Consider the following 25,755-nt stretch of genomic DNA (forward strand, 5'->3'; position numbering starts at 1 on the left):
TTTGGACAATGCCTGCTGCCTTTTGCTAGCACCGACACCTGACTTTCGATATGTTTCATTGAGCAAGGGGAGCAAAATGAATATCGGTGAAGCCTCCAAGGCATCCAACGTGTCGGCCAAGATGATCCGCTACTACGAGCAGATTGGCCTTATTCCGGAGACCGAGCGTACCGCCTCGGGTTACCGAACTTATAGTGTGAAAGATGTGGATCGCTTGCGTTTCGTGCGGCGGGCCCGTGATCTTGGCTTTTCAATGCTTGCTATTGGCGACTTGCTAAGCCTGTGGCATGACCAGGCGCGTCAGAGCGCCGATGTGAAGCGGGTAGCTCAACAGCATCTGGCTGAACTGAACAGCCGCATTCAAAACATGCAGCAAATGGCCAAGGCGCTGGACGCCTCGATCGGCGGCTGTGCCGGGGATGAGCAACCGAATTGCTCAATTTTAAGCACTTTGGCGCAGTTCGAAGATCGTGAAACAGAGGCCGAATTGCGCACTGGAGCGGTCTTGCGCCGTCCTGTTCGCTCGTCGGAGCGCAAGGGGCGCCATTGATTGTTTATCTGCGAGTAAATGCGCTTGTCTTGGTTTTGAAGAGCAGGGGTAAGCGCCTTTTTATGTGATTGGGAACAAGCGCTGCAGCGCTGGCACGGGTGTGAATGACACTCGTGCCTTTCTACGTGGCGGCGGCAGGTTTGGACCGCCTGCCTTTGGCCCGCAGGGGCAGTGGGCGTCCAAGCGGCTGGCGGTCAGGAGCAGTTAGGCATCACACACCGTTATTGGGAGTCGTGGTGGCAATGCGCCAGCCTTTGGCAGTTTGACGCTGGCTCAGAAAGTGGGCGTAGCGGCCTTGGCTTTCGCGCAGTTCTCCGGGTGGGCCTTGTTCAATGATCTGGCCGTTTTCCAGAACCACAATGTGGTCAGCCATGGCCACAGTAGAGAGTTGGTGGGCAATCACAATCAGAGTCCGTTTGCCACGCAGGCGAGCCAGGGCCTGAGCAATGGCGGCCTGGTTTTCCGCATCCAGGGCGGCAGTGGCCTCGTCCACCAACAAAATGGGGGCGTTTTTGATCAAGGCGCGGGCAATGGCGATGCGCTGGCGTTCACCCCCGGACAGGCGGGCCCCACCTTCGCCTACGGTTGTATTGAGTCCGTCGGGCAGGCGGGCAATGATTTCACTGACCCCCGCTTGTTCCACCGCGGCCATCAGTTCGGCATCGCTGGCATGGGCCTTGCCAATACGAATGTTCTCGGCAATGCTGCCTGCGAACAAGTAATCGTCCTGGAAAATCTGGCTGATCTGGCTGGCCAACTGCGTGCTGCCGATCTGGCGTACATCGACTCCGCCTATGGCCACACTGCCTTGGCTGACATCGAAAAAGCGGGCAATCAGGTGGGCCAATGTGGTCTTTCCTGAGCCAGATTCGCCTATCAAGGCGACCATGCTGCCGGCGGGAATGTCTAAGGTGATGCCCTTCAGTACCTCGGGTTTGTCCGCGTCATAACGGAAATGCACATTGTTCAGGGAAAGAGAGCCGTCGCGTGGGGTTTGAGGCTGGTCGGGTTCGGCTAAAGGCTGGACGGCAAAGAGTTCTTTGATGGCATCGAGCTGACCCCGTGCACCGCGCAGCACTTCTCCATAGCTGGCCACTTCCAGCAGGGAATCGATATAGCGTGCGGCCAGCAACAAGGAGACGATGATGGCAATGATTTCTGCGCTGTTCATGCCGGTGCTCATCTGGGTATTCAGCCAAAGGGTGGCTGCGATCAGCAAGGCTGCAAAGGCTGCCTGGACTGCCCAGGCATTCAGGACGGCAGAGGCGGTGGATTGCCAGATCAGTTTTTTGCCAGCCTGGTGCTGGCGTTCAATCGCCTCTTCCAGCAAGCGTGTACCGCCGCCTTCACCATTGAAGGCGCGCAATACGGACTGGGCTTGGGCGAACTCCACCACACGCTGGCTGGCGTGGGCGAAGTGTTCTTGAAAAGCATCGTCAGCTTTACGGCCTAGATGGGCAGTCAGGGCCAGGACGCCGGCCAGCAAGGGCAGCACAATCAGGGCGATCAGTCCCAGCGGCCAATGCAGTGCGAACAGCGCAATAACCAGAACCAGAGGTGTCACCATGCCAGCGATCAGCGGCGTGAACACGTGGGCGGGTAACTGGGCAACAGACATCATGCCCTGGGTGACGATATGCCCCAGTCGGGCCGTGTTCTGAGCAGAGAACCAGCCCACAGGTAATTGGGCAATGTGTTCGCCAACACGGTGACGGCCGCCTTGCAAAATAGCAGCGCCAACGCGGACACCGGCCTGCTCAACATGGCGGCGCCACAGCCAGCAAATGGCAACGCCCAGAACAAGCAGGGCCAGCCAGCTGGCCGCCTGTTTGGGATTGCCATTGAGCAAGTGGGTCAAGACGGGCACCAGGGTGGTGATGGTCAAGCCGCACAGCAGTCCGTACAGAGTCGCCATCCACACATAGCGGCGGAAAATGCTTGCTTCCTTGCCCAGCAACTGGATCAGGGTCTTTAGCATGATGTGTCCTTGCTGGGTTTGGTGTCCTCGTAGCCACCCAGTGCCCAGAGTCGTGCATAGCGGGCTTGTTTGGCCAGCAGGCTGGCGTGATTGCCTTGTTCCACAATGCAGCCGTCTTCCAGCACCAGAATGTGATCCGCGTGCATGATGGTGTCCAGTCGGTGAGCAATCACCAGCAAGGTGCGGCCTTGGGCAAAGCGAGACAGCGCATCCTGAATGGCTACTTCGTTGCTGGCATCGGCGGCGGCGGTGGCTTCATCCAGCACCAGAATGGGTGGGTCCAACAAGACGGCGCGTGCAATGCTGACGCGCTGGCGCTCGCCACCGGATAGCTGGGCGTCTTCACCGACTACTGAGTCGTAGCCGCGTGGCAGGCTCAAAATGCGATCGTGGATATTGGCCGCTTTTGCAGCGTCCTCAATCTCTTGCTGGCTGGCAGAGGGGCGGCCCAACGCAATGTTCTCGCGCACACTGGCATTGATCAGCCGCACCTCTTGCAGAACAAAGCCAATGCGGCGATACAGTTCGGTGGATTCAATCTGGCGCAGGTCCGCGCCGCCCAGGGTGATTCGGCCTTCACTGGGGTCAAAAAAGCGCAGCAAGAGGCGTGCAATCGTGGATTTTCCTGATCCGGAGGAACCCACAATCGCGGTGACTGTGCCCGGTTCCAGTGTGAAGTTCAGGTTTTTTAAGGCTTGATGGCCTTCAGCGTAGGCGTAGCTGACGTTTTCAATACGCACTTGCTGATTAGTCGGTATCTGCTGTTCATTAGCCTGTAAAGGCTCCAGTACCGGGGTTTTCAGTAGCGCCTGGACGCGTTGTGCCGCGCCTGTAGCTCCGCCAAGATCGTGCAGCAAGGTGTGCAGCAGTAGCAGGGGAGCGCATATGCCGGGGGCGACCAGGGCAAAGGGCAGAATATCGACGGGGCTCATCCAATTCAGGTGGCTGAACAGAGCGCCAAAGATCAACACGATGCCCAGTACGGTGACAGGGGCAATCATGGCGTGTGCATGTGCCATGCGGGAGACCAGGGGGCGGGCAAAATTCAGAAACGCATCCGCAAAGCCATCAACCGCTTTGCTGTAGCCGCCGTGGGCTTGGCCGTTGGAGCCAAAGGCTTTGACGACGGGAATGCCGCTGACAAACTCCACCGTGGCACTATTTAAGCGGCCCAGCTTTTCCACAAAGCCCTGCATATTGGCCTTGCTCGATTGCATGGCATGGCGCAGAAACAGGAAAAAGCCGGGGAAGGGCAGCAGTGCCACAATCGCCATGCGCCAGTCCATTACAAACAGGTACAGGACGGAGATCACAATAGCGCCCAGCGCACGGCCAACCGAGGTATAGAAGTGGGCCGTCAGGCTGTGCAAGGTGGCGATGTCATCCTGCATGGCTTGTTTGACCTCGCCCGAGGCCTGGCTGGTAAACCAGCCCAAGGGGACGTTGGCCAGTCTTTGGGCGGCGCTCAAACGCAAACCACGAGTCAGGCGATTGTCGGCCAGGTGGGATACCAGCTCCCCGATCGAGATCAGGGCCAGCCCGGCAAACATGCTGACAACGCTGAACAAGACGGCCCAGCCTATTTCACCTTGTACCTCTCCGGCTAGAGAGCCATTGACGGACGTGCCGCCTAATGCCAGTTGCGCAATGTAGGCGATGCCCGCTAGAGGCACCAGGGTGAGCATGGAGCCCAGGGCAGCCAGGGTGGCAGCAATAATCAAGCGCGTGCGTATCGAGCTCAGTATCTGGCTGATGGGGCCAGGTTCCTTGCGCACGTCAGTAGTGGTTTCACGAGAGGTCATGAGTGGTAAATACCCAGAAATTCAAAGAGAAAGGCATGATTTCTGCAGGGTGTGGACGCGTATCTGGGGGGGGGTGAAAAGTGCGATTCGGCCCCTTTATGGCTATCCAAAAGCCGTAGAAACTGGCTTCTTAATATACGGTATTGAGAATCATTATCGATAATGTAATCGAAATATTGAATTAGTGGATCCTATTAAACTAAATAGATTTGGCACTGGAATACTTCTGTCGCTTAGGTGTCACACAGCCTGAAAGCAGGCTGAAACGGGCGGGGAAGAGTGGGGCTGAGTGGCTTAAAGCCTGGGGAACAGCCACAGGAAAGCGCTGCCTTGGCTGGGTACAAGCGCAGTTGCGGTGATCAAGCGTAGGGGATCAGGTGCAGGGCAATTGATTGCAGCCCTTCCGTCTTTGGGCGGGCAGAAACGCTGGGGCCAGTTCGTGCTGGCAGTTTTTCTTGTATCAGCGTGATGCGCTGCCAGGCATCATAAGGGATGGCCGGCAGCGTGTGGTGTGGTCAGAACAAGGCTGTTTGGTTTAGTGGTCGCAGCCGCAAGCGTGCCACCATTTTTTACGTGAAGTGTGGCCTATGCCGGGATTGAACGTGTTGGTGGGGTCCAGCTCGCGGTAAAAACCGGCTAGCGCGGGCTTGGCGATGTAGAGATGACCCACATTATGCTCGGCCGGGTATTCCGCTTGGCGGGCGTCCAGCAGCTTCCACATGCGATGCTCCATATCCAGGGGAACAACGCCTTTTTTGACGATGTAGTCCTGATGAAAGACGTGGCAAAAGAAGTGGCCGTAATACAGCTTGTGGACAATGTCTTTTTCCATATCGGCGGGTAATTGTTCCACCCACTCTTTATCGTTGCGGCGCAGTGCAATATCCAGGGCAACAATATCTTCCACGCTGTCGGGGTGGGACTCGCGGTAACGAATCGCAGCGCCCGCAATGGCAAAACGGTGCAGAAATGCTTTGCGTCCTTCTTCGGCATCGCACTCAAAGTACGCACCCTGCTTGCTGTCACCAAACTGCTGGCTTAAATAGTCGCGGGTGATTTGGGCGGTATCGTTCGAGACACGCAGTAGAAGGTGATGCTCAAAACGGTCACGCCATTCCCGCATCCGTTTTGGCAGATGGCTGGGCAGGCGGTTCATAACGCTTTGGATCACGCGGTCAGTGACCCCGCGCCAGCCCAAACGTTCGAAAAAACCATCTACACGGCTTTTCATGGCAAAAGCGGCAGGGACTTTGGCCGTACCAAAACGGTCAATCAGCAAGAAGGTATCTTTGCCGTATTGCTCACCAATATCGTAGGCCGTGCGATGAATGTATTCACCGGCAATGGGTAGGCTGGGCAGTGCAGTCAGCAGGTGGCGACGCACGGCAGTCAGCTCATCCGGGTCGTTGGTGCCGATGTAAAAGACCGTGCTGGCCTCTTTGGGGAAGGTGTCCAGACGCACGGCGAAGATGCATAGTTTGCCCGCGGAACCGGAGGCCTCATACAGGCGGGACGGGTCAGCGTTGTAGCGAGCAGGCGTTTGCGCATCCACATCCCGAATATCTTGGGCGTAACGCGGGTCGCTGGCCTTGCGTGCAGGGTCGTTGATGATGTCGGCGGGGCTGTATTTGCCCTGCTCAAGACGGGTCAGAATTTCTTCCGGCGTGTCACCCAAGGCGATGCCCAGGTGATTGATCAAATGCAGCGATCCATCGTCATACACCTGCGCGTACAGCGTCAATTCTGTATAAGCGGGGCCACGGCGTACCAGAGCACCGCCCGAGTTATTGCACACACCACCCAGCACGGAGGCCCCAATGCAGGAAGACCCAATGACCGAGTGCGGTTCGCGCTGCAAGGGCGCCAGAGTTTGTTCCAGGCGATCCAGAGTGGCACCGGGCAGGCAGACAACTTGCTCACCTTCATTGATGACTTGAATACCTTGCAGGCGCATGGTGTTCATCAGGACGATATCGCGGTCGTAGTCGTCGCCATCAGGGGTGGAGCCCCCGGTTAAACCGGTATTGGCCGCCTGCATGATAACGATGCAATCTGCAGCAACCACGGCTTGCAAGATACGCCATTGTTCCAGCAAGGAGCCCGGCCGCACCACTGCCAGCACTTTGCCCTCGCCAGTGCGGTGGCCTTTGCGGTAGGGGCGCGTGCTGCGGTCGTCCGTTAGAACATGGGGCTTGCCCACAATAGAGCGCAACTGCTGCAACAAGTCCGCAGGGTGGGTGGAAACTGACATGATCAGGACTCCTGTACAAGCAGGTCAGAGGTGATCTGGGAAATGCTGCTGACACTGGTCAGCGTCATGGCGACGCGGATTTCTTTTTCAATCAGCGTCAGCAAGTGATCTACACCGGACTGGCCTGCGGCAGCCAGTGCATAAATATAGGCGCGTCCCAACATGGCGGCATCAGCGCCCAACGCAATCATGCGCACGACATCCAGGCCGCTACGAATTCCCGAATCCGCCAAAATCTTGATCTGGCCTTTGACGGCGTCCGCAATGGCGGGCAAAGCGCGGGCCGATGACAAGACGCCATCCAGTTGGCGACCGCCGTGGTTGGAGACGATGATGCCGTCGGCTCCAAAGCGCACGGCATCGCGCGCGTCGTCCGGGTCCAGAATTCCTTTGATCAGCATCGGGCCTTTCCAGAATTCGCGTATCCACTCCAGGTCTTTCCAGGAGATTGAAGGGTCAAAGTTGGCGCCCAAATAGCCCATATAGTCTTCCAGGCCCGTTGGCTTACCCAAGTAACGCGAGATATTGCCCAGATCATGGGGACGACCCAGCAGGCCCACATCCCAGGCCCAGCGCGGGTGCGTGATGGCTTGTGCATAGCGGCGCAGGGCAGCGTTCGGGCCGCTCATGCCGGAATGAGCATCGCGGTAGCGTGCACCAGGGACGGGCATGTCAACCGTAAAGACCAGTGCGCTACAGCCTGCGGCCTGAGCGCGTTCCAAGGCATTGCGCATGAAGCCACGGTCTTTCAACACGTAGAGCTGGAACCACATGGGGCGGCCAAGACGCGGGGCAACTTCTTCGATCGGGCAGACCGATACGCTGGACATGGTGAAGGGAATACCGTGTGCGTCGGCTGCGCGGGCCGCTTGCACTTCACCACGACGGGCGTACATGCCTGTCAGCCCCACAGGGGATAGCGCGACGGGAATGGAGAGCTTTTCACCAAACAGATCAATACTGGTGTCCAGCTGGCTCATATCCTTGAGCACGCGCTGGCGCAGAGCGACGTTGGCCAGGTCATCCACATTGCGGCGCAGGGTGTGCTCGGCATAGGCACCGCCGTCGATGTAGTGGAACAGGAAAGGCGGCAGTCGTTTTTCAGCAGCGCGCCGGTAGTCGGTCGAGGAGGAAATAATCATGGCTGGGCAGATTCAGGGAAGGCGGGAGGAGGCGATTGCAAACGCGCAGAGCGTTCACGACGAGCAAGATCTTCGTCCGCCTGAATGAGGGTATTGCGTACGTATCCCAGGTGTTCGTTCACCACGCTACGGGCACGAGCTGGATCACCATCAATAATGGCTTTGACCAGGTCTTCATGTTGCGCGGTCAGCTGGGTCAGCGTTTCCGGCGAATCGTGCACAAACATGATGATGTCCCGGTTCTGCGTGACGCTGCTGAGCACCAGATCAAACAGTCCGCGCATGACCTGGACCAAAACCAGGTTGTGCGAGGCCTCGGCAATAGCCAGGTGGAACTGGGCATCTGCACGGGCAGATTGTTCGGTGTCACCACTTTGCTGGTGACGAATCATTTGCTCAAAGCACTGCAGGATCTTGCTTTTATCGTCGGGGGAGGCCCGCAGGGCAGCGTGCCAGGTCGTACTGCTCTCTAAGGCAATGCGCGCTTCCAGTACGTCGTAACGGTACTGGGGGTCGGACAGCATCAAGGCGGCCAGTGGATCAACAGAACGCTGGGTCCACTGAGGCGTCTGGGAGGTCAGGTACGTACCTGAGCCGACCTGGCTGCGCAAAATGCCCTGGCTGGTCAGTTGCTGAATTGCTTCGCGTAGTGAAGCGCGGGACACATTCAATTGAGCGGCCAGCGCTCGTTCAGCGGGCAGACGCTGCCCCGGCTGAAAGTCGCTGGATTGAATGAGCGCCAGCAATTGTTGGGCAACATGATCAGAGAGGCGCATAGTGTTCGGCAATACTGAAAAGATAAATCTGCAAGGCGCGAGTCTACGCGCCTTGCAGATGAAGGAAGGGATGGGCTGCTAGGGAATCATCCAAGGTAGCACATAGGCTTGCAGGGTGGTTAGCACGCCGATCATAGCAGCGAAGATCAGGCTGTGTTTGACCGTAAAGCGGAACAGATCGGACTCTTTGCCCGCCAGGCCCACTGCGGCGCAGGCAATGGCAATGGACTGCGGCGAGATCATCTTGCCAGTCACGCCACCGGTTGTATTGGCGGCCACCATCAAGACTTCAGGCAGGCCCAGTTGCTGTGCGGTAGTGGCTTGTAAAGCGCCAAACAGGGCATTGGCCGACGTGTCGGAACCGGTCAGAAATACCCCAATCCAGCCCAGGAATGGCGAGAAGAAGGTGAAGGCTTTGCCCGTGTGGGCCAAGGCCAGTGCAAGGGTGGCCGACAGACCGGAGTAGTTGGCGATAAAGGCAAAGGCCAGCACCATACCGATCGAATAGATAGGGACAGCCAGTTCCTTGAAGGTTTCGCCCAAGGTTTCGATCGCTTTGGCCGGTTTCATGCGCAAATAGAAGATCGTGATCAAGGCGGCAATCAGAATGGCGGTGCCAGTGGCAGAGAGCCAGTTAAAGGAGTACACCGCGCCGTAAGGCGTAGCGGCAGACACCACAGGCGGGGCTTTTTCCACCAGGTTATGCAGGAAAGGAACCGGAATGTTGAGAATGGTCGAGGCCAGGGGGCCGTCGGAGGCAAACAGCGCTTTGAAGGGCTGAATACTCCAGACCGTCACCATGACTGTCAGGATGATGAAGGGCGACCAGGCTTTCACAATACTGCCTGTGGTCAGGACAGCAGGAGCCTTCTCGATAGCATTGTTCTGGGCAGGAGCCGCGTCTTCGGTGTCAAAGCGAAAGATGCTCTTGGGCTGCCAGACTTTCAGGAACAAGGTCAGCGCCACCAGGGAAACCAGGGCGGAGGTGATGTCCGGCAACTCAGGGCCAATGTAGTTGGCGGTCAGGAACTGAACCAGGGCAAATGAGCCACCACCCACCACCACGGCAGGCCAGGTTTCTTTAATACCGCGCCAGCCGTCCATGATGGCCATCAGCCAGAACAGCACAATAATCGTCATGAAAGGCAGTTGGCGACCGGCCATCTGGCCAATCACAAAGGGGTCAATACCCGACACTTGCCCGGCAACAATGATTGGAATGCCCATGGCACCAAAGGCAACCGGGGCGGTATTGGCGATCAGGCACAGACCGGCAGCGTACAAGGGGCGAAAGCCCAAACCTGCCAACAGGGCGGCTGTGATGGCGACCGGTGCGCCAAAGCCAGCAGCGCCTTCCAGGAATGCACCAAAGCAGAAACCAACCAGAATCAGCTGAAGGCGCTGGTCAGGCGTCACTGACAGGATGGAGGCTCGAATGATATCGAACTGGCCAGTCTTGACCGACACCTTGTACAGAAAGACCGCCGCAACAATGATCCAGGCGATGGGCCACAGACCATAGAAAAAGCCGTAGACCACCGAAGCCAACGCCGTAGAGACCGGCATGCGATAAAAAATCAGGGCGACACCAAGTGCCAGCAGCACGGTAATCGTGCCTGCCATATAGCCCTTCATGCGCAACTTGGTCAGAGCCAGGAAAAAAAAGATGATGGGTATGAGGGCAATCAGAGCCGACAGCCAGATATTGCCGGTGGGATCGTATTGCTGCAGCCACGCTTGTTGCATGTTGTTCTATCTCCGCAGGAGCAAAGGAGTGACGCTTGCTGGGTAAGCAAAGCTTAAGATCGTCAAATTGGTCTGACCAATTGGGGATGGCATAAAGAATAGAACGCATTGTATCCACTGGCTAATTCTGTTGAATCCCGGTATTTACCCTAGTCATTAGGGATTTAACTGTTTTCTATTCTTTTAATTGGTCTGACCACTTTTGTTTGTTTTTATAAAAACCTGAGCCTTCAACGCGCGTTTGTTCGGTCGGTCCGGCCGGCTAAACCCTGCGCTAAAGCGGTCCACAGCAAGTTTTAATAAGGCGGCTTGAGTTACTCTGATGATCGTTTTGCGTGCTGCTTGCTTGGCCTGTAAAGCGTGAAGAATGTCTTGTTGAAAATGATATTGAGAAGCATTATCGTTGATGTAAACTAGACTCCTGATTAGTGGAGTCTCTTAAATTAAATAAGAACAAGCGGCCGGCACGGGTGTGCCGCTGCTGTCAAAAGGGTCAGAGTAGATATGCAAACCCCTCAGGCGTCCGCGCCACGCGGACGTCCTCCCACCATCACCCGGGCACGGATTGCGGACGTTGGCATGCAGATTGGCTTGCCCAACATTACGTTCGTGGGTGTGGCTGGCGCCTTGGGTGTCAGCCAGATGGCGCTGTACAAGCATGTAGGCAATCTGGAGGGCCTCAAACAACTGGTGGCTGAAGAAATTTTCAGCCGCTGGCAAGTGCCTCGGGCAACAAACCCGGTTCAAGGCAGCCTGAAGGACTATCTACTGCTTTTTAGTGCCGCCACGCAGGCGTTTGTCAAAGCCAACCCAGGAATTACGCCCTACGTAATTCGCAGGCTGGTGGCCACGCCCGCCATGCTGGACAAGATTCGGGAGCATCAAGAGCACATTGCGCAGGCCTATGGCGTGTCCTTTGAGCGCTCGCGCTACTTGATGGCAACCGTGGCGTTTCACTGTCTGGCGGTTGCCGACACGGTATATGCCGTGGCAGGTCGTGAGCCGCGCCTGGCCGTGGAACGTGTGGTGGAGGAGCTTGAGATGGAACAGATATTGCAGTCAGGTATGACTGCTCTCATTCAAGGAGCCTTATCAATGAACGAACAAGACATTTCTTCAAACCTGTCCACCCGCTTTCTGGATATTTCTGCATTGCCCATCGCGCGCCTGCACGAATTTCCCCTGACGCTGGAATTAGCCACGCAATGGCTGGACGATATGCAAACCCTGATCGAGGCGGAAAAAGAATTTGTGCTGGTCTATGAAAGCCTGCCAGATCCTTCTACCCCCGGTGATCCGGAAGGGCGCAAGAAAGCGGTGCTGTGGTTGAAAGCGCACCGTGAAGGCTTTGGCCGCTATTGCCGGGGCATTGTGATGATGTGCGAAGACCCGGCTCAGTTGGCCAGCATGCAGGAGATGGTTGGACCGCTGGAAAAGGTCTACCGCGTCCCCGGCGGCGTTGCGTCCAACGCGGACGAGCTGCGCGCCTTCATTCAGAAATGGGTGACCACACCGTAAAAACTGCTGTTGTAGAAGTTCAGTCCGGCAGCTCTTGACGCTGGGCTCGCCAAACCGCTGCCTGTCCTGCGTGACAGCCGGCGGTTTTTTTGTAGTGTTCAGGTGGGTGTTATGGCCGGGTCGGGGCAGCTGTGGGGCTATACGTGTTTTCCCGTGTGGCAGTGATCCGCTCTTGGCAGGACAATGAGCGACATTGTTATAACAATGAATGTTGATCACAGGAGCCTACACGTGAAAGATCCCCATTGCCATTCCAGCAGCATCCTGGTTGAACGCCCCGCACAAGCGGCCTTCGAGATCATGTCCGATGGCATCCAGCAAGGCCAATGGGCCTGGGGAAGCGCGAACCGTAGTGAAGTTGAGCCGGGCTTATTCAAAGGGGTTTCTGTATTCAGTGGACAGGAAACCTATGTGCGCTTGAACGTGGACACGGCCCGTTTACAGGTGGATTACGACGTGGGCACCAGCAAGGACACCATGCAGTTTCGCAATATGTCGCGTGTCATTCCGGGCGATGTACTCCAGCTGGGGGCAGACAAGTGCGTGGTTACCTTACTCACCTGGCGATTAGCCTCGCAAAGTGATGCGGCCTGGGAGCAGATTTCTTGTGTCCATGAGGCCGAGATGTTTCTCATCAAAGGCTTGTTGGAACGACAATAAAAGGATTGCTCACTGGCGGGGAAAGCCGACTCAATAAACTGCTAAACACGGAATATAGGGCAAGCCAGCAGCACAGTACACATCATCAATAGCGAGATTGCAGCGTGAATAAAAAGCCGCTATACGAACAGCTTGCCGATAAATTGACCCGCTACATTCAGGACGGTCGCCTGCAGCCGGGCGACCGTTTGCCTACTGAAGCTGAACTAGGGGAAATGTTTGGCGTCAGCCGCATTACGGTGCGCCAGGGACTGGCCATTTTGACGCGCAATGGCCTGATCGAGCGTTTTCCCAGCCGGGGCTCTTTTGTACTGGAGCGCAAGAGCACGGGCTCGTGGGAGTTGGGTTCAATTAATGATCTGGTGCAACTGGGCAAGGACACCAGCACCAAGATTGCCAGTTGGGAACTGGTGCAGCCACCCGCCGACATCGCCGAGTTCTTTGCATCTGCGGAGCCGGTCTACAAGCTGCAAGCCGTGCGCTATAAGTCTGCCGTTCCCCTGTATTTTGCGGAGAACTATTTGTTGCGCTCAATCGGGGAGCGTATTCAGGCCCAGGATTTGGAAACGCGCACCATGGTGGAGATGCTGACCACGGTGCTGGGGGTGCCTATCCAGCACGCTCACGAAGAGATCAGCATGGCTAACGCCACGGCCGAGATGGCCAAGCAACTGTGGATTAAAGAAAACCAGGCGGTGATTGTGCAGCGTATCGACTTGTTCGACACCGATGGCAAGCCGGTTCAAAGTGGCAGGGGTTGGTGGCGCAGCGAGCATTTCAAGCGGCGCTTCACACTGAACTACGTGTAGCTGTGACTCCCAGCAAAGGTGCAGGTTTTGTAGGTTACGGGGAGAGCCGAAGTTTTAAACGGTATTTTTTTACCTTGTTTACGACTGCCATCTCTCCTGAGCTTGTCTCGGTTTCTACCAGCGTTTCGTGCACAGTTCAGTAAATTGCTGCATTTCATCCTTGTCTGCAGTTTTTATGATTTCTTCTAGAGCACGGTACGACTCGTTGAACTCGTCCTCTGTCGTGTGGCCAATTTTAGGTGCTATGTCTTTGGCCTCAGCCAGTGCCAAAGTGGCTTTTTTCTTGTTTTCATCGCCACCAATCTTGTTGAGCAGTGCAGCGCAAAACTGAGAGTCGTTGTACTCCTGGTTGAGTCGCTCCATTTCGGCTTGCGAGTCCTTGGCCTGTACCGGCGCTGCAGCTATTACCAGGCTGGCCATGAGTGTAAATGCCGAGATTGAGAGGGTGTTCATTGCTAGTTCCTTTCTTGGAAGGTGGGGGAATTATTTTTTCGGACATTGTGTCGCGCTATAGCTCAACTTGAATTGGCGCGGGCCCACAAAGCCCTCTGGAAAGGGGATGGTGGTCAGCGACACATCGACGAAGCATTGGCCCGCGTGGATTCTGTACAGGTCTGTGCTGACGTACTCAACGCGCTCAATGAGCTGCCAATAGGGGAAAGCCTTGTCCAGATCCAGGTTTTCGATCACAGCCTTGAATTCGACTTTTCTTTGGCCGTCCCCTCGTAAGGCGGCGTGAGAAGAAAAAAATGGCAACGCCAGCAAGAGAAAACAGACAATATTTTTTTTCATGAACTCTTCCATCCTCGGCGACAACAGTTATGGGTACGCTGCTCACAGCAGTCAGAATTTTGAGGGGGGAGGGGGGCGCATGGAATCACTGAAAACCGTGATTTTTCATACAAACGCGGTTTTTGTGGGTTGCCTATGAGTAATCCCGGTTCTTCATCGCTGGCGATGACGTTTTGAGACTGATCGGTGGATAGGGCCGGATCGATAGACGTTCTTTGGGGGCAGGCGAGTAGATCCCCGTTTCCGGTGATTGTCGGTGGGATGCTCTACTCATAGAATGAGCAATTTACAGGGCTAAGCGCAATGGTTAAGGACTTCTGTGCAACGGGTGCGGGCCCCGGACCTGATGCCATTTTGATCGTTGAAGACGACGAGCTGATGCAAGCTCGGTTAGTACGTATTCTGAAGGGAATGGACTTGCCTACGCAGGCGGTAAGCATTGCCGGCTCTTTAGCGCAAGCCCGTGAATTCATCAAAACCGGCTCGTTTTCCTTGGTTCTAGTGGATATCGGTTTGCCTGATGGCAGCGGGATTGAGCTGATTGCCGAATTACGTGCCAAAGGAATCGATGTACCGCTTGTTGTCCTGTCGGCCTGGAGCAAGCCCGATCTGATTGTTGAGGCCGTACGTGCAGGCGCAACGGGATACTTGCTCAAAGAGCGTGAGGATATAGAGCTGTCTTTATCGATCAGTATTGTGTTTCGTGGGGGCTCGCCAATAGATCCATTTGTCGCTCAGTACATCATGGAAGAGTTGGCTGGACGTTTTCCGCGTCCGTCACAGGCACCTTCGGTGATGCTCAGTCCGCGAGAGACCGAGGTACTGGGCCTGATTGCAAACGGGCTGTCCAATCAGGCTATTGCCGATCAACTGTATATATCGCGCAATACCGTGGAGTGCCATATAAAAAGCATCTATCGCAAGCTGGAGGTTCCATCCCGTACCAATGCGATAAATAAGGCGCGCAAGCACGGATTGATTTGAGGAAAAAGTGCCCCTAGCATTATTGATTTTGGGGTTAATCTACTTCCCCGTTTATCTTGCTTAGCCAAGCCGAAATTAATAAAAACGATAAAGCATGCTTTGGAAAATAGTGTCATGTGTGGTGCTGTTGACCCTGTCGCTTTTTGCACGACAGGTAATGGCCTTGGAGCAGACGGACTGCGGCGAGCCACCTATTTCTGTGCAAGCTTCGCGCACGGGTTCAAGCTTGATAGAAGTGCAAGATCCAGACCTGGCTTGGACGGAGGTACAGCTTCCTGACCATTGGACCACTCGCTGGCCTGGCTATAACGGTAGTGTCTGGTATCGAATCCAGTGGCACAGTGATTGCCCGTCGGAGTATTGGGCGCGTGCGCCTTTGGCCTTGGCGATCGACTCGATCAATATGGCAGGGCGCGTCTTTGTGAATGGTGATCTGCTGTGGCAGGACACGAATCTGTTTGAGCCTTACTCTCGCAGCTGGAATATGCCGCGTTTGTGGACCTTGCCGGGAGCCGCGATCAAGCAGGGGGCCAACGTTATTTTGGTCGAGGTGCGCGGGGTCGCCATGACAATGCCCGGTTTGGGAAAGGTGCATTTGGGTGATCCGCAGGTATTGCTCGAACATCAGCGCCGACTGAGTTGGGATTACCGAGGGATGTTCACGGTGAACATCATGGGTGCGCTGTCGATTGCCTTTCTATTTCTGGGGATGTGGCTTTTCTATCGCAAGAGCACCCTGTATATCTGGTTTGTGCTGCTGAATCTGTTTTGGGTGGCGTTCTTGTATAACGTCATAGCAGTGGAGGCTTGGCCGTTTTCCTCAACGGTGGCCGTTCAGCGGGCAAATGCCATTGCTTTCATGTCGTTCTGCCTGTGCTTTACGAATTTCATCTTTCAGTTGGCGCGTCGGCCGCTGTCACGCAAGATGGCAACCGCATTGACTGCATTCACAGCCATTATGTCTGTGGTGATTGCACTGTCTTCGGATCAGAATTTGGGCCTGGCCTTGAAAATTGGTATTCGAGGACATCTGCTGATATTTGCCATTACGTGCATGGCACTGGCCTTGATAGCCTGGCGCAGTAAAAAAGCGGAAGACTGCTTGTACGGCAGTGTCGGTATTGTCTATGTCGGGATCGCGTTCCATGACTGGCGAATTTTTTACTTTCAGCTAGAGACAGCCCCCTTAACCCCTTACGCCAATCTGCTCACGATGACGGGTATTTCTATCATCATGGGCTTGCGAATCGCGCACTCTATGCGGCGAATTGAGCAATTTAATGAGGAACTGCGGGTAACCGTACAGACGGCTTGCGAACAGTTAGAGCAATCGCTGCACAAAAAGCATGAGCTGGCCCTGACCACGACTAAGCTGCAAGAACGTGTTGAGCTGATCCAGGATATTCATGACGGGTTTGGCAGTGCTTTGGTCAGGGCGATTGCTCAGGCCGAATCCACAACAGAAAGCCACCATCAGAACAGTCGACATATCTCTACCTTGAAGTCGTTGCGTGATGATCTGCGCCTGGTCATTGATAGTGGTCGCAGTTTTGTCCAGAGCCCGCCGCAGTCTCCACAAGCGTGGATGGCACCGACGCGCTATCAATTTTCATCCTTGTTCGACAATATCGGCATGAAAAGCCAGTGGCATCTGCCCTCTGCGTGGCCTAGCTCGCCCTGCGCCATGACGTGTTTGACGATGACGCGCTTTTTGGAGGAGGCGCTGTCAAATGTACTCAAGCATAGTCAGGCCAGGGAAGTGAACGTCAGCATGGCGTATCCCGTCCCAGAGCGCATCGTGTTGGAGGTGTGTGATGACGGGCTAGGGTTTGATGTGGATGCCGCGCGCAACGCTGCAACCGGAGTAGGCCTGGAGTCCATGCGCGCCCGAATGGAGAAGCTGGGCGGGAGCGTTGAGATTCACTCCAGTGGTGGCTGCACCTTGGTCAGGGGAGTCCTGCCTGCACACGCGGAGCACGAGGGCAGGCAAGCGGATCAATCGTCGCCTAAGTGAGTCGCGGGAAGACCACGACGCAAACAAATTATCTGTTCACGCGAATCAGCGCCCCATCACGATTTTCGATATTGGTCAGTTCGATTGCGGCTTCCCGCTCTGAGCCGTTGCGAGTCAAACACACGGCCCGGATTCTGACAGACTCCGAATTCCACGAGATTCTTCGATTGCTGCAGCTTTTTTGGTAAGAGGTTTGTGCGCCTGCCTGGCTTTGTATCCGCCCATCGTTATTGACCAGGCCTCGCAGGGGCAGCGTTGTAGGGTTGTACTGACCATTGTGCCGTTGGCATTCCGCCGAAATCCAGGCCTCGCTGTCATTGGAGTGCAGCTTGATATTGCGACATGAGTTCTGGAATGAGGAACTGGCGGCAGAGGCAGACACTGACACCGCAGTCAACAATACCGCTGCCAATGGCACCGCCACTGTTTTTGTGAGTTTTTTCACAAGCTATCCCTATAAAGTTGATGACGATGACCAGTGCGTCATGGTGTGACTGGTCATATGGGATCAATTTTCGGGGATGGGGCAGGCAGCGGGAATCACTGATAACTGGTATTTGCAGCCGACCTTGCTTACAAGGTCTTACTGGATTCCGCGCTGCAGCTTTTTACCTTGAGTGCATCGTAGTCAGACGGGCAAACGCCGTCCCTTGGCCTTGATGCTGGACAGCACAATCTGCGAATGAATCTTGGTGACGCCACGTAAGGTATTGAGCTTGTGGACCACGAAATTGGAAAAGGTCTCGAAGTTGCGCGTGCGTATGTGCAGCAGGTAGTTCGCTTGCCCAGTGACGATATAGGCGTGCAGGACCTCGTCCATGGTGGCCAGTGCCTTGCTCAGGTACTGATGTTCGGTCTCGTTGAGCTGCGCGATATTCACTTCTACAAAAGCTTCAATCGCAAAGCCCAGTTTGCCAGCGCTCAGGTTGGCGCTGTAGTTTTCGATCAGGCCTTCCTGCTCCAGAATTTTGACCCGCCGGTGGCAGGAGGAGGGGGATAAGGCCACCAGGTCAGCCAGTTCCTGGTTGCTGAGCCTGCCGTTGTCCTGCAAAAGGCGCAGGATTTTCAGGTCTGTCTCGTCTAGTCTCATATTTTAGAATTATCTACGAAAAGGGTTTCAGAAACCGAATTTCCTTCCAAATTTAATCATAATATTCATCGCTTTGGAATAACTCGCCAATGGCTCGATGCTAGACTAAATGTCGTTAAAAGCAGAATCGAGGAGCATGAATATGATTACTTTGCAGCAATGCGAGCAGTGGGATCAGGCCGATGAGCTGGCTGCCTTCAAAGCCAAGTTCGACCTGCCCCCCAATACGATTTATCTGGATGGCAATTCCCTGGGTGCCATGCCACGCCATGCAATGGAGCGTGCCCAGGAAGTGATTTCTCAGGAATGGCGTACAGACCTGATCAATAGCTGGAACAAAGCAGGCTGGTGGACCTTGCCCGTGCGTCTGGGCGACCAGATGTCCCCACTGCTTGGCGCCGGTCAAGGCGAAACCATTGTCAGCGACAGCACCTCGGTCAATCTGTTCAAAGTGCTGGCCGCCGCCGTGAATCTGCAAAAAGAACGCCACCCGGAAAAGAAAGTGATTCTGGCCGAGCGTGATTCCTTCCCCACGGATCTGTACATCATTGAAGGGTTTAACGCCTTCTTTGGCAAAGACTATAGGTTGGAGTTGATTGATGACCCGGCTGATTTGCAAACAGCAGTCAATCAGGACACGGCGGTCGTGGTCTTATCGCACGTCAATTACCGTACAGGTTACTTGCACGATATGCAGGCTACCAACCGTCTGGTGCATGAGCACGGCGGTTTGTTGATCTGGGATTTGTGCCACTCTGTGGGCGCCTTGCCGATCGAATTGAAAGACAGCGATGCAGACTTTGCTATCGGTTGTACCTACAAATATTTGAATGCTGGCCCCGGTGCACCCGCCTTGCTGTGGGTGAACCCTAAGCTGATGGATCAGATCAGCCAGCCTTTGTCCGGCTGGTGGGGGCATAAGCATCCCTTTGCCATGAGCCCCTCTTACGAAGCGGCCAACGGTATTGAACGCTTCTTGTGTGGCACACAGCCTATTGTGTCCTTGAGTCTGGTGGCTTGCGGCGTGGACGTGTTCTTGCAAACAGATCTGCAGGCTGTGCGTCGTAAATCTCTGGCTTTGACGGATTTGTTCATCGCTCTGGTGGAACAAGAGTGTGCGGAATTTGGTCTGCGCCTGGTGACGCCACGCGATCACCACTTCCGTGGCAGCCATGTCAGCTTTGCTCATGAGCAAGGTTATGCGGTAGTTCAAGCCTTGATTGCTCGTGGGGTGATTGGGGATTACCGCGAGCCTGAGGTGATGCGCTTTGGTGTCACGCCTTTGTATCTGTCTTTTGTGGATATCTGGCAGGCCGTGCAACACATTAAAGCGGTGCTGAATGATAAGGAATGGGATAAGCCTGCTTACAAAACACGCTCCAAAGTGACCTGATCACAGCGACATAAAAAATAAGCATTAGGAGGAGACATGAGCCGATTTGAGCAAATTCAATCGCGCGAAGCCGGGCTGCATAAAAAGCTGAGCGCCCGCCAGATGAGCATGATTGCTATTGGGGGGGCCATAGGTACCGGCTTGTTCCTGGGCAGCAAATTTGCCATTGGTTTTGCGGGTCCCGGCGTGGTGCTGAGCTACGTGATTGGCGGCTTCATCGCCCTGGTGCTGATGGGTTGCCTGGCCGAGATGACGGTGGAACATCCCACATCGGGCTCCTTTGGGGCCTATGCGGAGTTCTACATTCACCCCTTGGCCGGTTTCCTGGTGCGATACAGCTATTGGGCCTGCATTGTGCTGGCGGTAGGCACGGAGGTGACGGCGGTCGCGGACTATATGAAGTTCTGGTTCCCGGACGTGTCGCCCTGGATATGGATTGCGTTTTTCTCTGCGGTACTGGTGGCGGTGAATGCGTACAGCGTCAAGGCCTTCGGTTCGGTGGAGTATTGGTTTGCCTTGATCAAAGTGTTCGCCATCATTGCCTTTATAGTGTTGGCGGTGGGTATTTTGACGGGCTATTACAAGCCGGCTCAGGTGCAGGAAAACCTCTTTGGCCAAGGCGGATTTTTGCCGAATGGCTGGTATGGGGTGTGGGTGGGCGTGATCATTTCCATCTTCAGTTACCTGAGTATCGAGATGATCGCCGTGGCAGCAGGGGAAGCGGAAGATCCGGAACGAGCGGTGCGTCAGGCTTTTAAAGCCACGATCTGGCGCTTGATCATTTTCTATCTGCTGTCTTTGTCCCTGATTGTGATGCTGGTGCCTTGGCAAGTGCTGGTGGCTGACGGCACGACCAGCCCCTTTATCACTGTGATGCAGACGGTAGGTATCCCCTACGCTGACAGTATCTTGAACTTCATTGTGATCATTGCGGCCTTGTCGGCTATGAACAGCATGCTCTATATCTCCACACGCATGATGTTCAGCCTGTCTCGAGCGGGTGATGCACCGGCGGCTTTGGGCAAAGTGGCTAAAAACGGCGTGCCTTTGAATGCGCTGGCTTTATCGGCCAGTGGCGTAGCCGTGGCAGCGGTGGTCTATGCCTTCAACCCGGAAACGGCCTTTCCGGTCATGATTGCCTTGTCCATGTTTGGGGCGCTGTTTACCTGGGGCATGATCTTCCTGACGCATTTGTTTTTCCGTCGTCGGGTGGCTCAGGACGGCGTGCAACTGCGTTTTCGTATGCCTGCTTACCCCATCGGAACCTTGTTGGGGCTGATTGGTATTGTGGCGATTTTGGTGACCACTTGGTTCATTAATATCTTTCACTACACCTTGTTGTTCGGCGTGCCGTTCCTGTTGACGCTGGTTTTGATCTACGTGTTGCGTGCTCGTCGCGCCAAAGCCTAGCCAGTTCACTAAACGCCTTAGCGTTTAACCAGCCCCCGCCTGTGCGGGGGCTTTTTTGTGGTCGGTCGCCTAAGTACTGTGCTGGACCAATAACTATGGGCCTCTCAAGGTGTGTTTGATTTTGATCAGCGCAACAGGCGAAAGATGGCCTGAATGTGTACAGTGCCGTACAAAATAATTCAATTTGAGACTAATATGTCTCATTTGAGCTTTTCTAAATAAAAATAAACGGGGCACGATCAGATACTTAAACGGCCGCTAGGGAATTTGAGTGTCTGTGCTTTTTTTCATGAATATTCAATCTTGCTACATACTTGGACAAGGGCTTGAGTCCTTATGGAGGCCTTATGGTTCGGCACATCGAACAGCACTCTGTCTCTAGCAAAGGCTTGCTGGGGCCTGGTGCGGATGAGGCATTTGGCTCCTTGGCGTCTCCGGAGATTCGACGCCGTGTCTTGTTGGCGCACTGGGTGGCCCGCAGCCGGGACAGAACCCAGCAGTACCTGGGTTTTCCTATCGGGCGCATGATGCTGCAACGCTGGATGCACAGCAAAGCAGGCAGTCGTCGCATTGAAGCCTTTGGCCTGCCGCGCCACATTGTTCACGAGACACTGGGCCGCAAGGCGCTGACCTTGCAGGTCGACCCGCGTGCCCTGATCCGGATGGCCATTCACGCGCCCCGCACCGCAGAAAAGCGCCCCTCTTCATTGGCCTTTATCTGGGAGGGTTCCTGGGATTTGCGACGTGAGGACTTGCGTGTTGGCACCCGCTATAGCTTGATCAGCGATCTGGATGAAAACCGCTATCAGCTGGAGCAGACGGCGCGTTTTAAAAAGCTGATGAAACGCATTGAGCAAGGGCGGCCCTGGGAGTCCTATCAGCAAGGGGTGTTTCTGGACACGCCGGAGAAAATCATCGAGTACCTGCGTATCTACTTGGGTTTTCTGGATGATATGGAACAGCACGGCTTTGATCCGGCCCGTGGCAAGGACGCGCTGGGCGTAGTGATTTCGCGTGAAGGGCGGATCTTGAAAATCAATCGTGGCCTGCATCGTTTGGCGATGGCGCAGCGCCTGGGTTTGCCCAGCGTACCGGTGGAGGTGCGCCATGTGCATCGGGGTTGGTGGGAGCAGGTTACACAGGGCAGCACGGGAGAAAGAGCCTTGCATAAAATGCAGCTGGCTCTGGCTAAATGCCGTCCTGAAACGGAGCCCGGCCCCTTGGATGAAGATCCGGACACGCAACTGAGTGACAGCTTCTGGCCCGCTGCGCGCTAGGGCCCCGCCTTGTCGGGGCTCCCCGCATAATGTTTATGAGGGAGCCGACATGTGGGGAAAGATATAAAAAAGCTACACTAGCCGCTGCTTGAAGGACCAGTAATCAAAGTAGGGGAAAGAGCTATGACAGCAAGCAAGCCTCGACTACGCGAGGAGTTGCTTTTACGTCTGGTCAATGCCTTATCGGATCAGCCACGGGCGACGATGGGGCAGTTGGCGTCACAGGTGGGCCTGAGCCGGGCCACCTTGTGCCGTTACTTTGCCTCGCGCGAGGCCATGATGTTGGAGATTTTCCAGGAAGGCGTCACGTGTGCCGAACTGGCTATCGAACGGGCGCGTTTGCAAGACGGCCCTGCCGAGCAAGCCATCATGCGCTTGATCCAGGAGCTCTTGCCGATTGTGGAGCACTATGTCTACGTCGAGCGTCAGATTCAGCTTGAAGACTTCTCCAATCCCCGTACTGAAGCCGTGCGCCTGAGTTTGATTGACCAGTTTCAGCAATGGCAGGAAAGTGGCGAACTGCGCCTGGATCTGTCGGCCATGTGGCTGTGCGAATCCCTGTTTACTTTGCTGAACAAGGCGGCAACGTCCATACGAATAGGCCGTCTGGCCCGCCACGATGCACCGCGCAATGTGTTTGCCGTGCTCTGGGGTGGGATTGCTCATCCCTGAAAGCAGTGCTTGTGTGCAGGCGCGGTAGCGGATTACGCTGTTCGCTGGTGCAGCGCACACATACGGAGGCATTGGCATGAAACAGACAATCGCAGCGTTTTCTTTGGGCTTGTCCTTATTGGCGGGAACCACGGGCGCACAGGCCGCCCTGGCAGTGGGAAGCCCCGCGCCGGACTTTACGGTGCAAGCTGCTCTGGCCGGTGAAACCTTTAAGTTTTCTTTGTATGAAGCCCTGAAAAACGGGCCCGTGGTGCTGTACTTTTACCCTGCTGCATTTACCCAGGGCTGCACGGTTGAAGCCCATACCTTTGCCGAAGCCGTGGATGAGTACAGCGTATTTGGGGCCACGGTAATTGGCCTGTCCTCCGACACTATCGATGTCCTGAAAGACTTTTCCACCGGACCTTGCGGCAGCAAATTTGCTGTTGGGGCGGATACTGGCAGTCAGGTGATCAAGTCCTATGACGCCGGGCTGGGTGCGCATACAGAACGTGCCTCGCGCATTTCTTATGTGATCTCCCCCGAGCGCAAAATCATTTATGAATACACGGCGATGGAGCCGGATGAACACGTCAGCAATACCTTGGGCGCGGTGCGTGACTGGGCGGCGCAGCAGGGCAGCAAGTAGGCACCTGCTGCGGATAGTCTGACCTCAATCCACCCGTATTGAAGGCCGTACCGCCGAAGCAATGGCATCGGACAGCCACAACAGGCTGGCACGTCCCCACCCGTGCAATTGAGCCTGGTGAAGGCGGTACAGCATTACATGGCTGAGTTGTGCAAAGCGCCCACGAATAAACAGATTGCTGAACAAGCCGTGTCGCCCCAAAGTGCCAAAGGCGTTATAGCCGCTTAAGGACACCAGCGCGCCCAGGTCACGTAGTTCAAAGTCAGGGATCTCTACTTGCTTGTCCAGCCAGGCCGGAAAATGCCGTGTCAGGTGCAGGGCTTGCTGCCGTGCCACTTGTGCGCTTGGCGGCAATGGGCGCTCGGCCCCCTTTGGGGTGTAGCTGGAGCAGTCTCCCAAGGCAAAAACCCGCTTGTCAGTTTTTGATTGCAGGCGTGCGTTCACCGTGATTTGTCCCACGGGCGTCAGCTCAAAACCGTCGAGTGCAGCCACCGCTTCCGGTGCTCGGACGCCTGCCGCCCACACCCGTAAATTGGCATTCAAGCGGCTGCCGTCGCGCAGTTGAAACCCGGTCTCGTCCGCTCCCATGACGCGAACCCCGGTACGGATCTCTATGCCCAGTGCTTTCAGTTGTTGAGCGGCGGCGGCAGAAACCTGCTCTGGAAAGGCGGCCAGAATGCGGGGACTGCTTTCAATCAGGCTCAGACGCAGGCGGGGGCGCAGATCCCCGGCGCCATAGTTGGAGGCAATATCAAGCAACTGGCTGATTTCTGCGGCTAATTCAACCCCGGTAGCACCGCCTCCCACAATGCTGATGCTGAGCGCTTGCCCCAGCTCTGCCGTGCGCAGTAACTCTGCGTAGAGGCGTTCATTAAAGGCTTCGGCCTGGTTCAGGTCATCAATGAAGTGACAATGCTCAGCGATGCCGGGCGTGCCAAAGTCATTCGCTTTGCTGCCACAGGTCAGAAAGAGATAGTCATAGCTTAAGCGGCGTTCCGCCAGAATTTGTTCGCCGTCAGGGGACTTGATGGCTTCCACTGTCAGCTCCTGCCTTTCCCTATCCAGAGACTTCATGGCGCCGGGCAGAAAACGGAATCCGCAGCGGCTGGCTTGGGCCGCAAACGGGATTTTCTGTTGATGAGCATTCGCAGTACCGGCGGCAAACGTGTGCAGCATGGGCTTCCAGACGTGCGCACCTTGCTTGTCCAGCAGGGTGACTTCAGCCTTGCCGCTTTTACCTAGACGCTGACCAAATTGAGTCGCCAGTGTCAGTCCGGCGATACCGCCGCCTACGATCAAAATTCGCTGTTTTTGTGTCATTGCTTCCAGCCTTGTATTCAATAAATGGCAGTTGATTGCCGGGTTGCCGCGTTTTAGCCAGGGGGCTTAGGAAATGGGCAGGGCCGACTGCCCGGCAGCAATTTCCAATACGCCGTTGATCACAAATTGCACGGCCATGCAGATCATCAAGAACCCCATGATTCGAGACAGCGCTTCAATACCTTGAAGCCCCACAATGGCGACGATCTTTTGCGCAGAACGCAAACAGATCCAGAACAGCAGGCTAAGCAGCAGGAACACCAGAACCGGGGTTGTGGTTAGCACCCACGGTGCGTAGGTGGCTTTCATTTGAGGGGAGACGGAGGCTGCTGCACTGACGATCATGGCGATGGTGCCGGGGCCAGCGGTGCCGGGCAGGGCAAGGGGAACAAAAGCGATGTTGATGGGTTTGCGCCGGGCTAGGTCTTCGGACACGGCTTCGGCCTCGACCATCTCATCCATGGCGGAGGTAGGGAAAAGCATGCTAAAGCCGATGACCAGCACAATCAGCCCGCCCGCAATCCGCATACCCGGAATGGATATGCCAAAGGTTTCCATAATCCAGGCCCCGGCATAAAAAGTGACCGCCATGATGCAAAACACATAGAGGGTGGCTTGCTTGATTTGTTTTTGCCGCTCTTGATACGGCAGTTTGCCGCCCAGAGAAAGCAAGAGCGCCATGGACGTTAGCGGGTTGGCCATGGGCAGCAGCAAAGCCACCCCCAGTCCGACTGCCTGTATCAGTTGGAGAAAGTCGTGTCCCATCTATGTTTTTTCCTTGTCTAACCAGCGAAGCCTTGCCAGCCTTTGATCTGTGTTTTTCTGGAATCGGGAGCTTGTACTGGGTTGGCACTTCATCTTGCGGTGGTATTGGTCTGCGGGATGCTGATCACAGGGTTTTGAACGCCTTGTACTGCCCGGCTTTTAGTCTGGTTTGAGCGTT

General features: G+C 55.5%; 23 protein-coding genes. 11 read left to right on the forward strand and 12 right to left on the reverse strand.

Annotation, left to right across the window (positions count from 1 at the left end; translation table 11 throughout):
- Positions 1–76: 76 nt before the first annotated feature.
- Positions 77–550, forward strand: a complete 474-nt coding sequence (cueR, locus tag AC1RSM_RS09605; protein WP_492931910.1) for a Cu(I)-responsive transcriptional regulator — start codon at positions 77–79, stop codon at positions 548–550.
- 211 nt (positions 551–761) lie between these two features.
- On the opposite strand, the gene AC1RSM_RS09610 is transcribed toward cueR, so the two are convergent.
- The 6 genes from AC1RSM_RS09610 to lldP form a co-directional block, all read right to left on the reverse strand.
- On the reverse strand, positions 762–2,528 hold the full coding sequence (locus AC1RSM_RS09610) for an ABC transporter ATP-binding protein (RefSeq protein ID WP_492931912.1): 1,767 nt from the start codon (positions 2,526–2,528) through the stop codon (positions 762–764).
- Positions 2,522–4,330 carry an ABC transporter ATP-binding protein gene (locus AC1RSM_RS09615; protein WP_492931914.1) on the reverse strand — a complete coding sequence of 603 codons (1,809 nt, stop codon included), beginning with the start codon at positions 4,328–4,330 and terminating at the stop codon, positions 2,522–2,524. The genes AC1RSM_RS09610 and AC1RSM_RS09615 overlap by 7 nt, the downstream gene beginning before the upstream one ends.
- 535 nt (positions 4,331–4,865) lie before the next feature.
- Positions 4,866–6,581 carry a D-lactate dehydrogenase gene (dld, locus tag AC1RSM_RS09620; protein WP_492931916.1) on the reverse strand — a complete coding sequence of 572 codons (1,716 nt, stop codon included), beginning with the start codon at positions 6,579–6,581 and terminating at the stop codon, positions 4,866–4,868.
- 2 nt (positions 6,582–6,583) lie between these two features.
- The gene (gene lldD / locus AC1RSM_RS09625; protein WP_492931918.1) at positions 6,584–7,723 is read right to left on the reverse strand and encodes an FMN-dependent L-lactate dehydrogenase LldD; all 1,140 of its coding nucleotides are present in this window, start codon (positions 7,721–7,723) and stop codon (positions 6,584–6,586) included.
- Positions 7,720–8,499 (reverse strand): transcriptional regulator LldR, encoded by a 780-nt coding sequence (gene lldR / locus AC1RSM_RS09630; RefSeq protein WP_492931920.1) that lies wholly within the window; start codon positions 8,497–8,499, stop codon positions 7,720–7,722. Before lldR ends, lldD begins: the two co-directional genes overlap by 4 nt.
- Positions 8,500–8,577: 78 nt before the next feature.
- Complete coding sequence (lldP, locus tag AC1RSM_RS09635; protein ID WP_492931922.1) at positions 8,578–10,245, reverse strand: L-lactate permease; 1,668 nt, start codon at positions 10,243–10,245, stop codon at positions 8,578–8,580.
- A gap of 504 nt (positions 10,246–10,749) precedes the next feature.
- Here lldP and AC1RSM_RS09640 point away from each other — a divergent pair.
- The 3 genes from AC1RSM_RS09640 to AC1RSM_RS09650 all read left to right on the forward strand — a co-directional run bounded on the left by AC1RSM_RS09640 (position 10,750) and on the right by AC1RSM_RS09650 (position 13,232).
- On the forward strand, positions 10,750–11,763 hold the full coding sequence (locus AC1RSM_RS09640; protein ID WP_492931924.1) for a TetR/AcrR family transcriptional regulator: 1,014 nt from the start codon (positions 10,750–10,752) through the stop codon (positions 11,761–11,763).
- Between the two features lie 231 nt (positions 11,764–11,994).
- Positions 11,995–12,423, forward strand: coding sequence for a hypothetical protein (locus tag AC1RSM_RS09645; protein WP_492931926.1), 429 nt, complete (start codon positions 11,995–11,997; stop codon positions 12,421–12,423).
- Between the two features lie 104 nt (positions 12,424–12,527).
- Entirely contained in the window at positions 12,528–13,232 is a 705-nt protein-coding gene (locus AC1RSM_RS09650) for a GntR family transcriptional regulator (protein ID WP_492931928.1), read from the forward strand.
- A 114-nt stretch (positions 13,233–13,346) separates the two neighbouring features.
- Here AC1RSM_RS09650 and AC1RSM_RS09655 read toward each other — a convergent pair whose 3' ends face one another.
- Together AC1RSM_RS09655 and AC1RSM_RS09660 are read right to left on the reverse strand one after the other, a co-directional pair.
- Positions 13,347–13,685 carry a hypothetical protein gene (locus tag AC1RSM_RS09655; RefSeq protein WP_492931930.1) on the reverse strand — a complete coding sequence of 113 codons (339 nt, stop codon included), beginning with the start codon at positions 13,683–13,685 and terminating at the stop codon, positions 13,347–13,349.
- Between the two features lie 30 nt (positions 13,686–13,715).
- A complete protein-coding gene (locus AC1RSM_RS09660) occupies positions 13,716–14,024 on the reverse strand; it encodes a hypothetical protein (protein ID WP_492931932.1) in 309 nt (102 codons plus the stop codon).
- A gap of 303 nt (positions 14,025–14,327) precedes the next feature.
- On the opposite strand from AC1RSM_RS09660, the gene AC1RSM_RS09665 reads away from it, so the two are divergent.
- Complete coding sequence (locus tag AC1RSM_RS09665; RefSeq protein ID WP_492931934.1) at positions 14,328–15,008, forward strand: response regulator; 681 nt, start codon at positions 14,328–14,330, stop codon at positions 15,006–15,008.
- A gap of 94 nt (positions 15,009–15,102) precedes the next feature.
- A complete protein-coding gene (locus AC1RSM_RS09670) occupies positions 15,103–17,022 on the forward strand; it encodes a sensor histidine kinase (RefSeq protein ID WP_492931936.1) in 1,920 nt (639 codons plus the stop codon).
- Between the two features lie 28 nt (positions 17,023–17,050).
- Here the strand turns inward: AC1RSM_RS09670 and AC1RSM_RS09675 are convergent, their stop codons facing one another.
- Positions 17,051–17,467, reverse strand: a complete 417-nt coding sequence (locus AC1RSM_RS09675; protein ID WP_492931938.1) for a mannose-binding lectin — start codon at positions 17,465–17,467, stop codon at positions 17,051–17,053.
- 183 nt (positions 17,468–17,650) lie between these two features.
- Positions 17,651–18,112: an Lrp/AsnC family transcriptional regulator gene (locus AC1RSM_RS09680; RefSeq protein WP_492931940.1), complete on the reverse strand. Its 462-nt coding sequence runs from the start codon at positions 18,110–18,112 to the stop codon at positions 17,651–17,653.
- Between the two features lie 142 nt (positions 18,113–18,254).
- Between AC1RSM_RS09680 and kynU the strand changes: the two genes are divergently transcribed.
- The 5 genes from kynU (at position 18,255) to AC1RSM_RS09705 (ending at position 23,492) form a co-directional block, all read left to right on the forward strand.
- Entirely contained in the window at positions 18,255–19,505 is a 1,251-nt protein-coding gene (gene kynU, locus AC1RSM_RS09685; RefSeq protein WP_492932967.1) for a kynureninase, read from the forward strand.
- A gap of 36 nt (positions 19,506–19,541) precedes the next feature.
- Positions 19,542–20,915 carry an amino acid permease gene (locus AC1RSM_RS09690; RefSeq protein ID WP_492931942.1) on the forward strand — a complete coding sequence of 458 codons (1,374 nt, stop codon included), beginning with the start codon at positions 19,542–19,544 and terminating at the stop codon, positions 20,913–20,915.
- A gap of 347 nt (positions 20,916–21,262) precedes the next feature.
- Positions 21,263–22,192: a hypothetical protein gene (locus AC1RSM_RS09695; RefSeq protein ID WP_492931944.1), complete on the forward strand. Its 930-nt coding sequence runs from the start codon at positions 21,263–21,265 to the stop codon at positions 22,190–22,192.
- 123 nt (positions 22,193–22,315) lie between these two features.
- Positions 22,316–22,864, forward strand: a complete 549-nt coding sequence (locus AC1RSM_RS09700) for a TetR/AcrR family transcriptional regulator (RefSeq protein WP_492931946.1) — start codon at positions 22,316–22,318, stop codon at positions 22,862–22,864.
- A gap of 76 nt (positions 22,865–22,940) precedes the next feature.
- Entirely contained in the window at positions 22,941–23,492 is a 552-nt protein-coding gene (locus tag AC1RSM_RS09705) for a peroxiredoxin (RefSeq protein WP_492931948.1), read from the forward strand.
- A 24-nt stretch (positions 23,493–23,516) separates the two neighbouring features.
- On the opposite strand, the gene AC1RSM_RS09710 is transcribed toward AC1RSM_RS09705, so the two are convergent.
- Entirely contained in the window at positions 23,517–24,812 is a 1,296-nt protein-coding gene (locus AC1RSM_RS09710; protein WP_492931950.1) for an NAD(P)/FAD-dependent oxidoreductase, read from the reverse strand.
- Positions 24,813–24,878: 66 nt separating this feature from the next.
- Entirely contained in the window at positions 24,879–25,577 is a 699-nt protein-coding gene (locus AC1RSM_RS09715; RefSeq protein ID WP_492931952.1) for a MarC family NAAT transporter, read from the reverse strand.
- Between the last annotated feature and the right edge of the window lie 178 nt (positions 25,578–25,755).

The sequence above is a fragment of the Alcaligenes sp. GW821-FHT11D07 genome, from assembly GCF_058808495.1.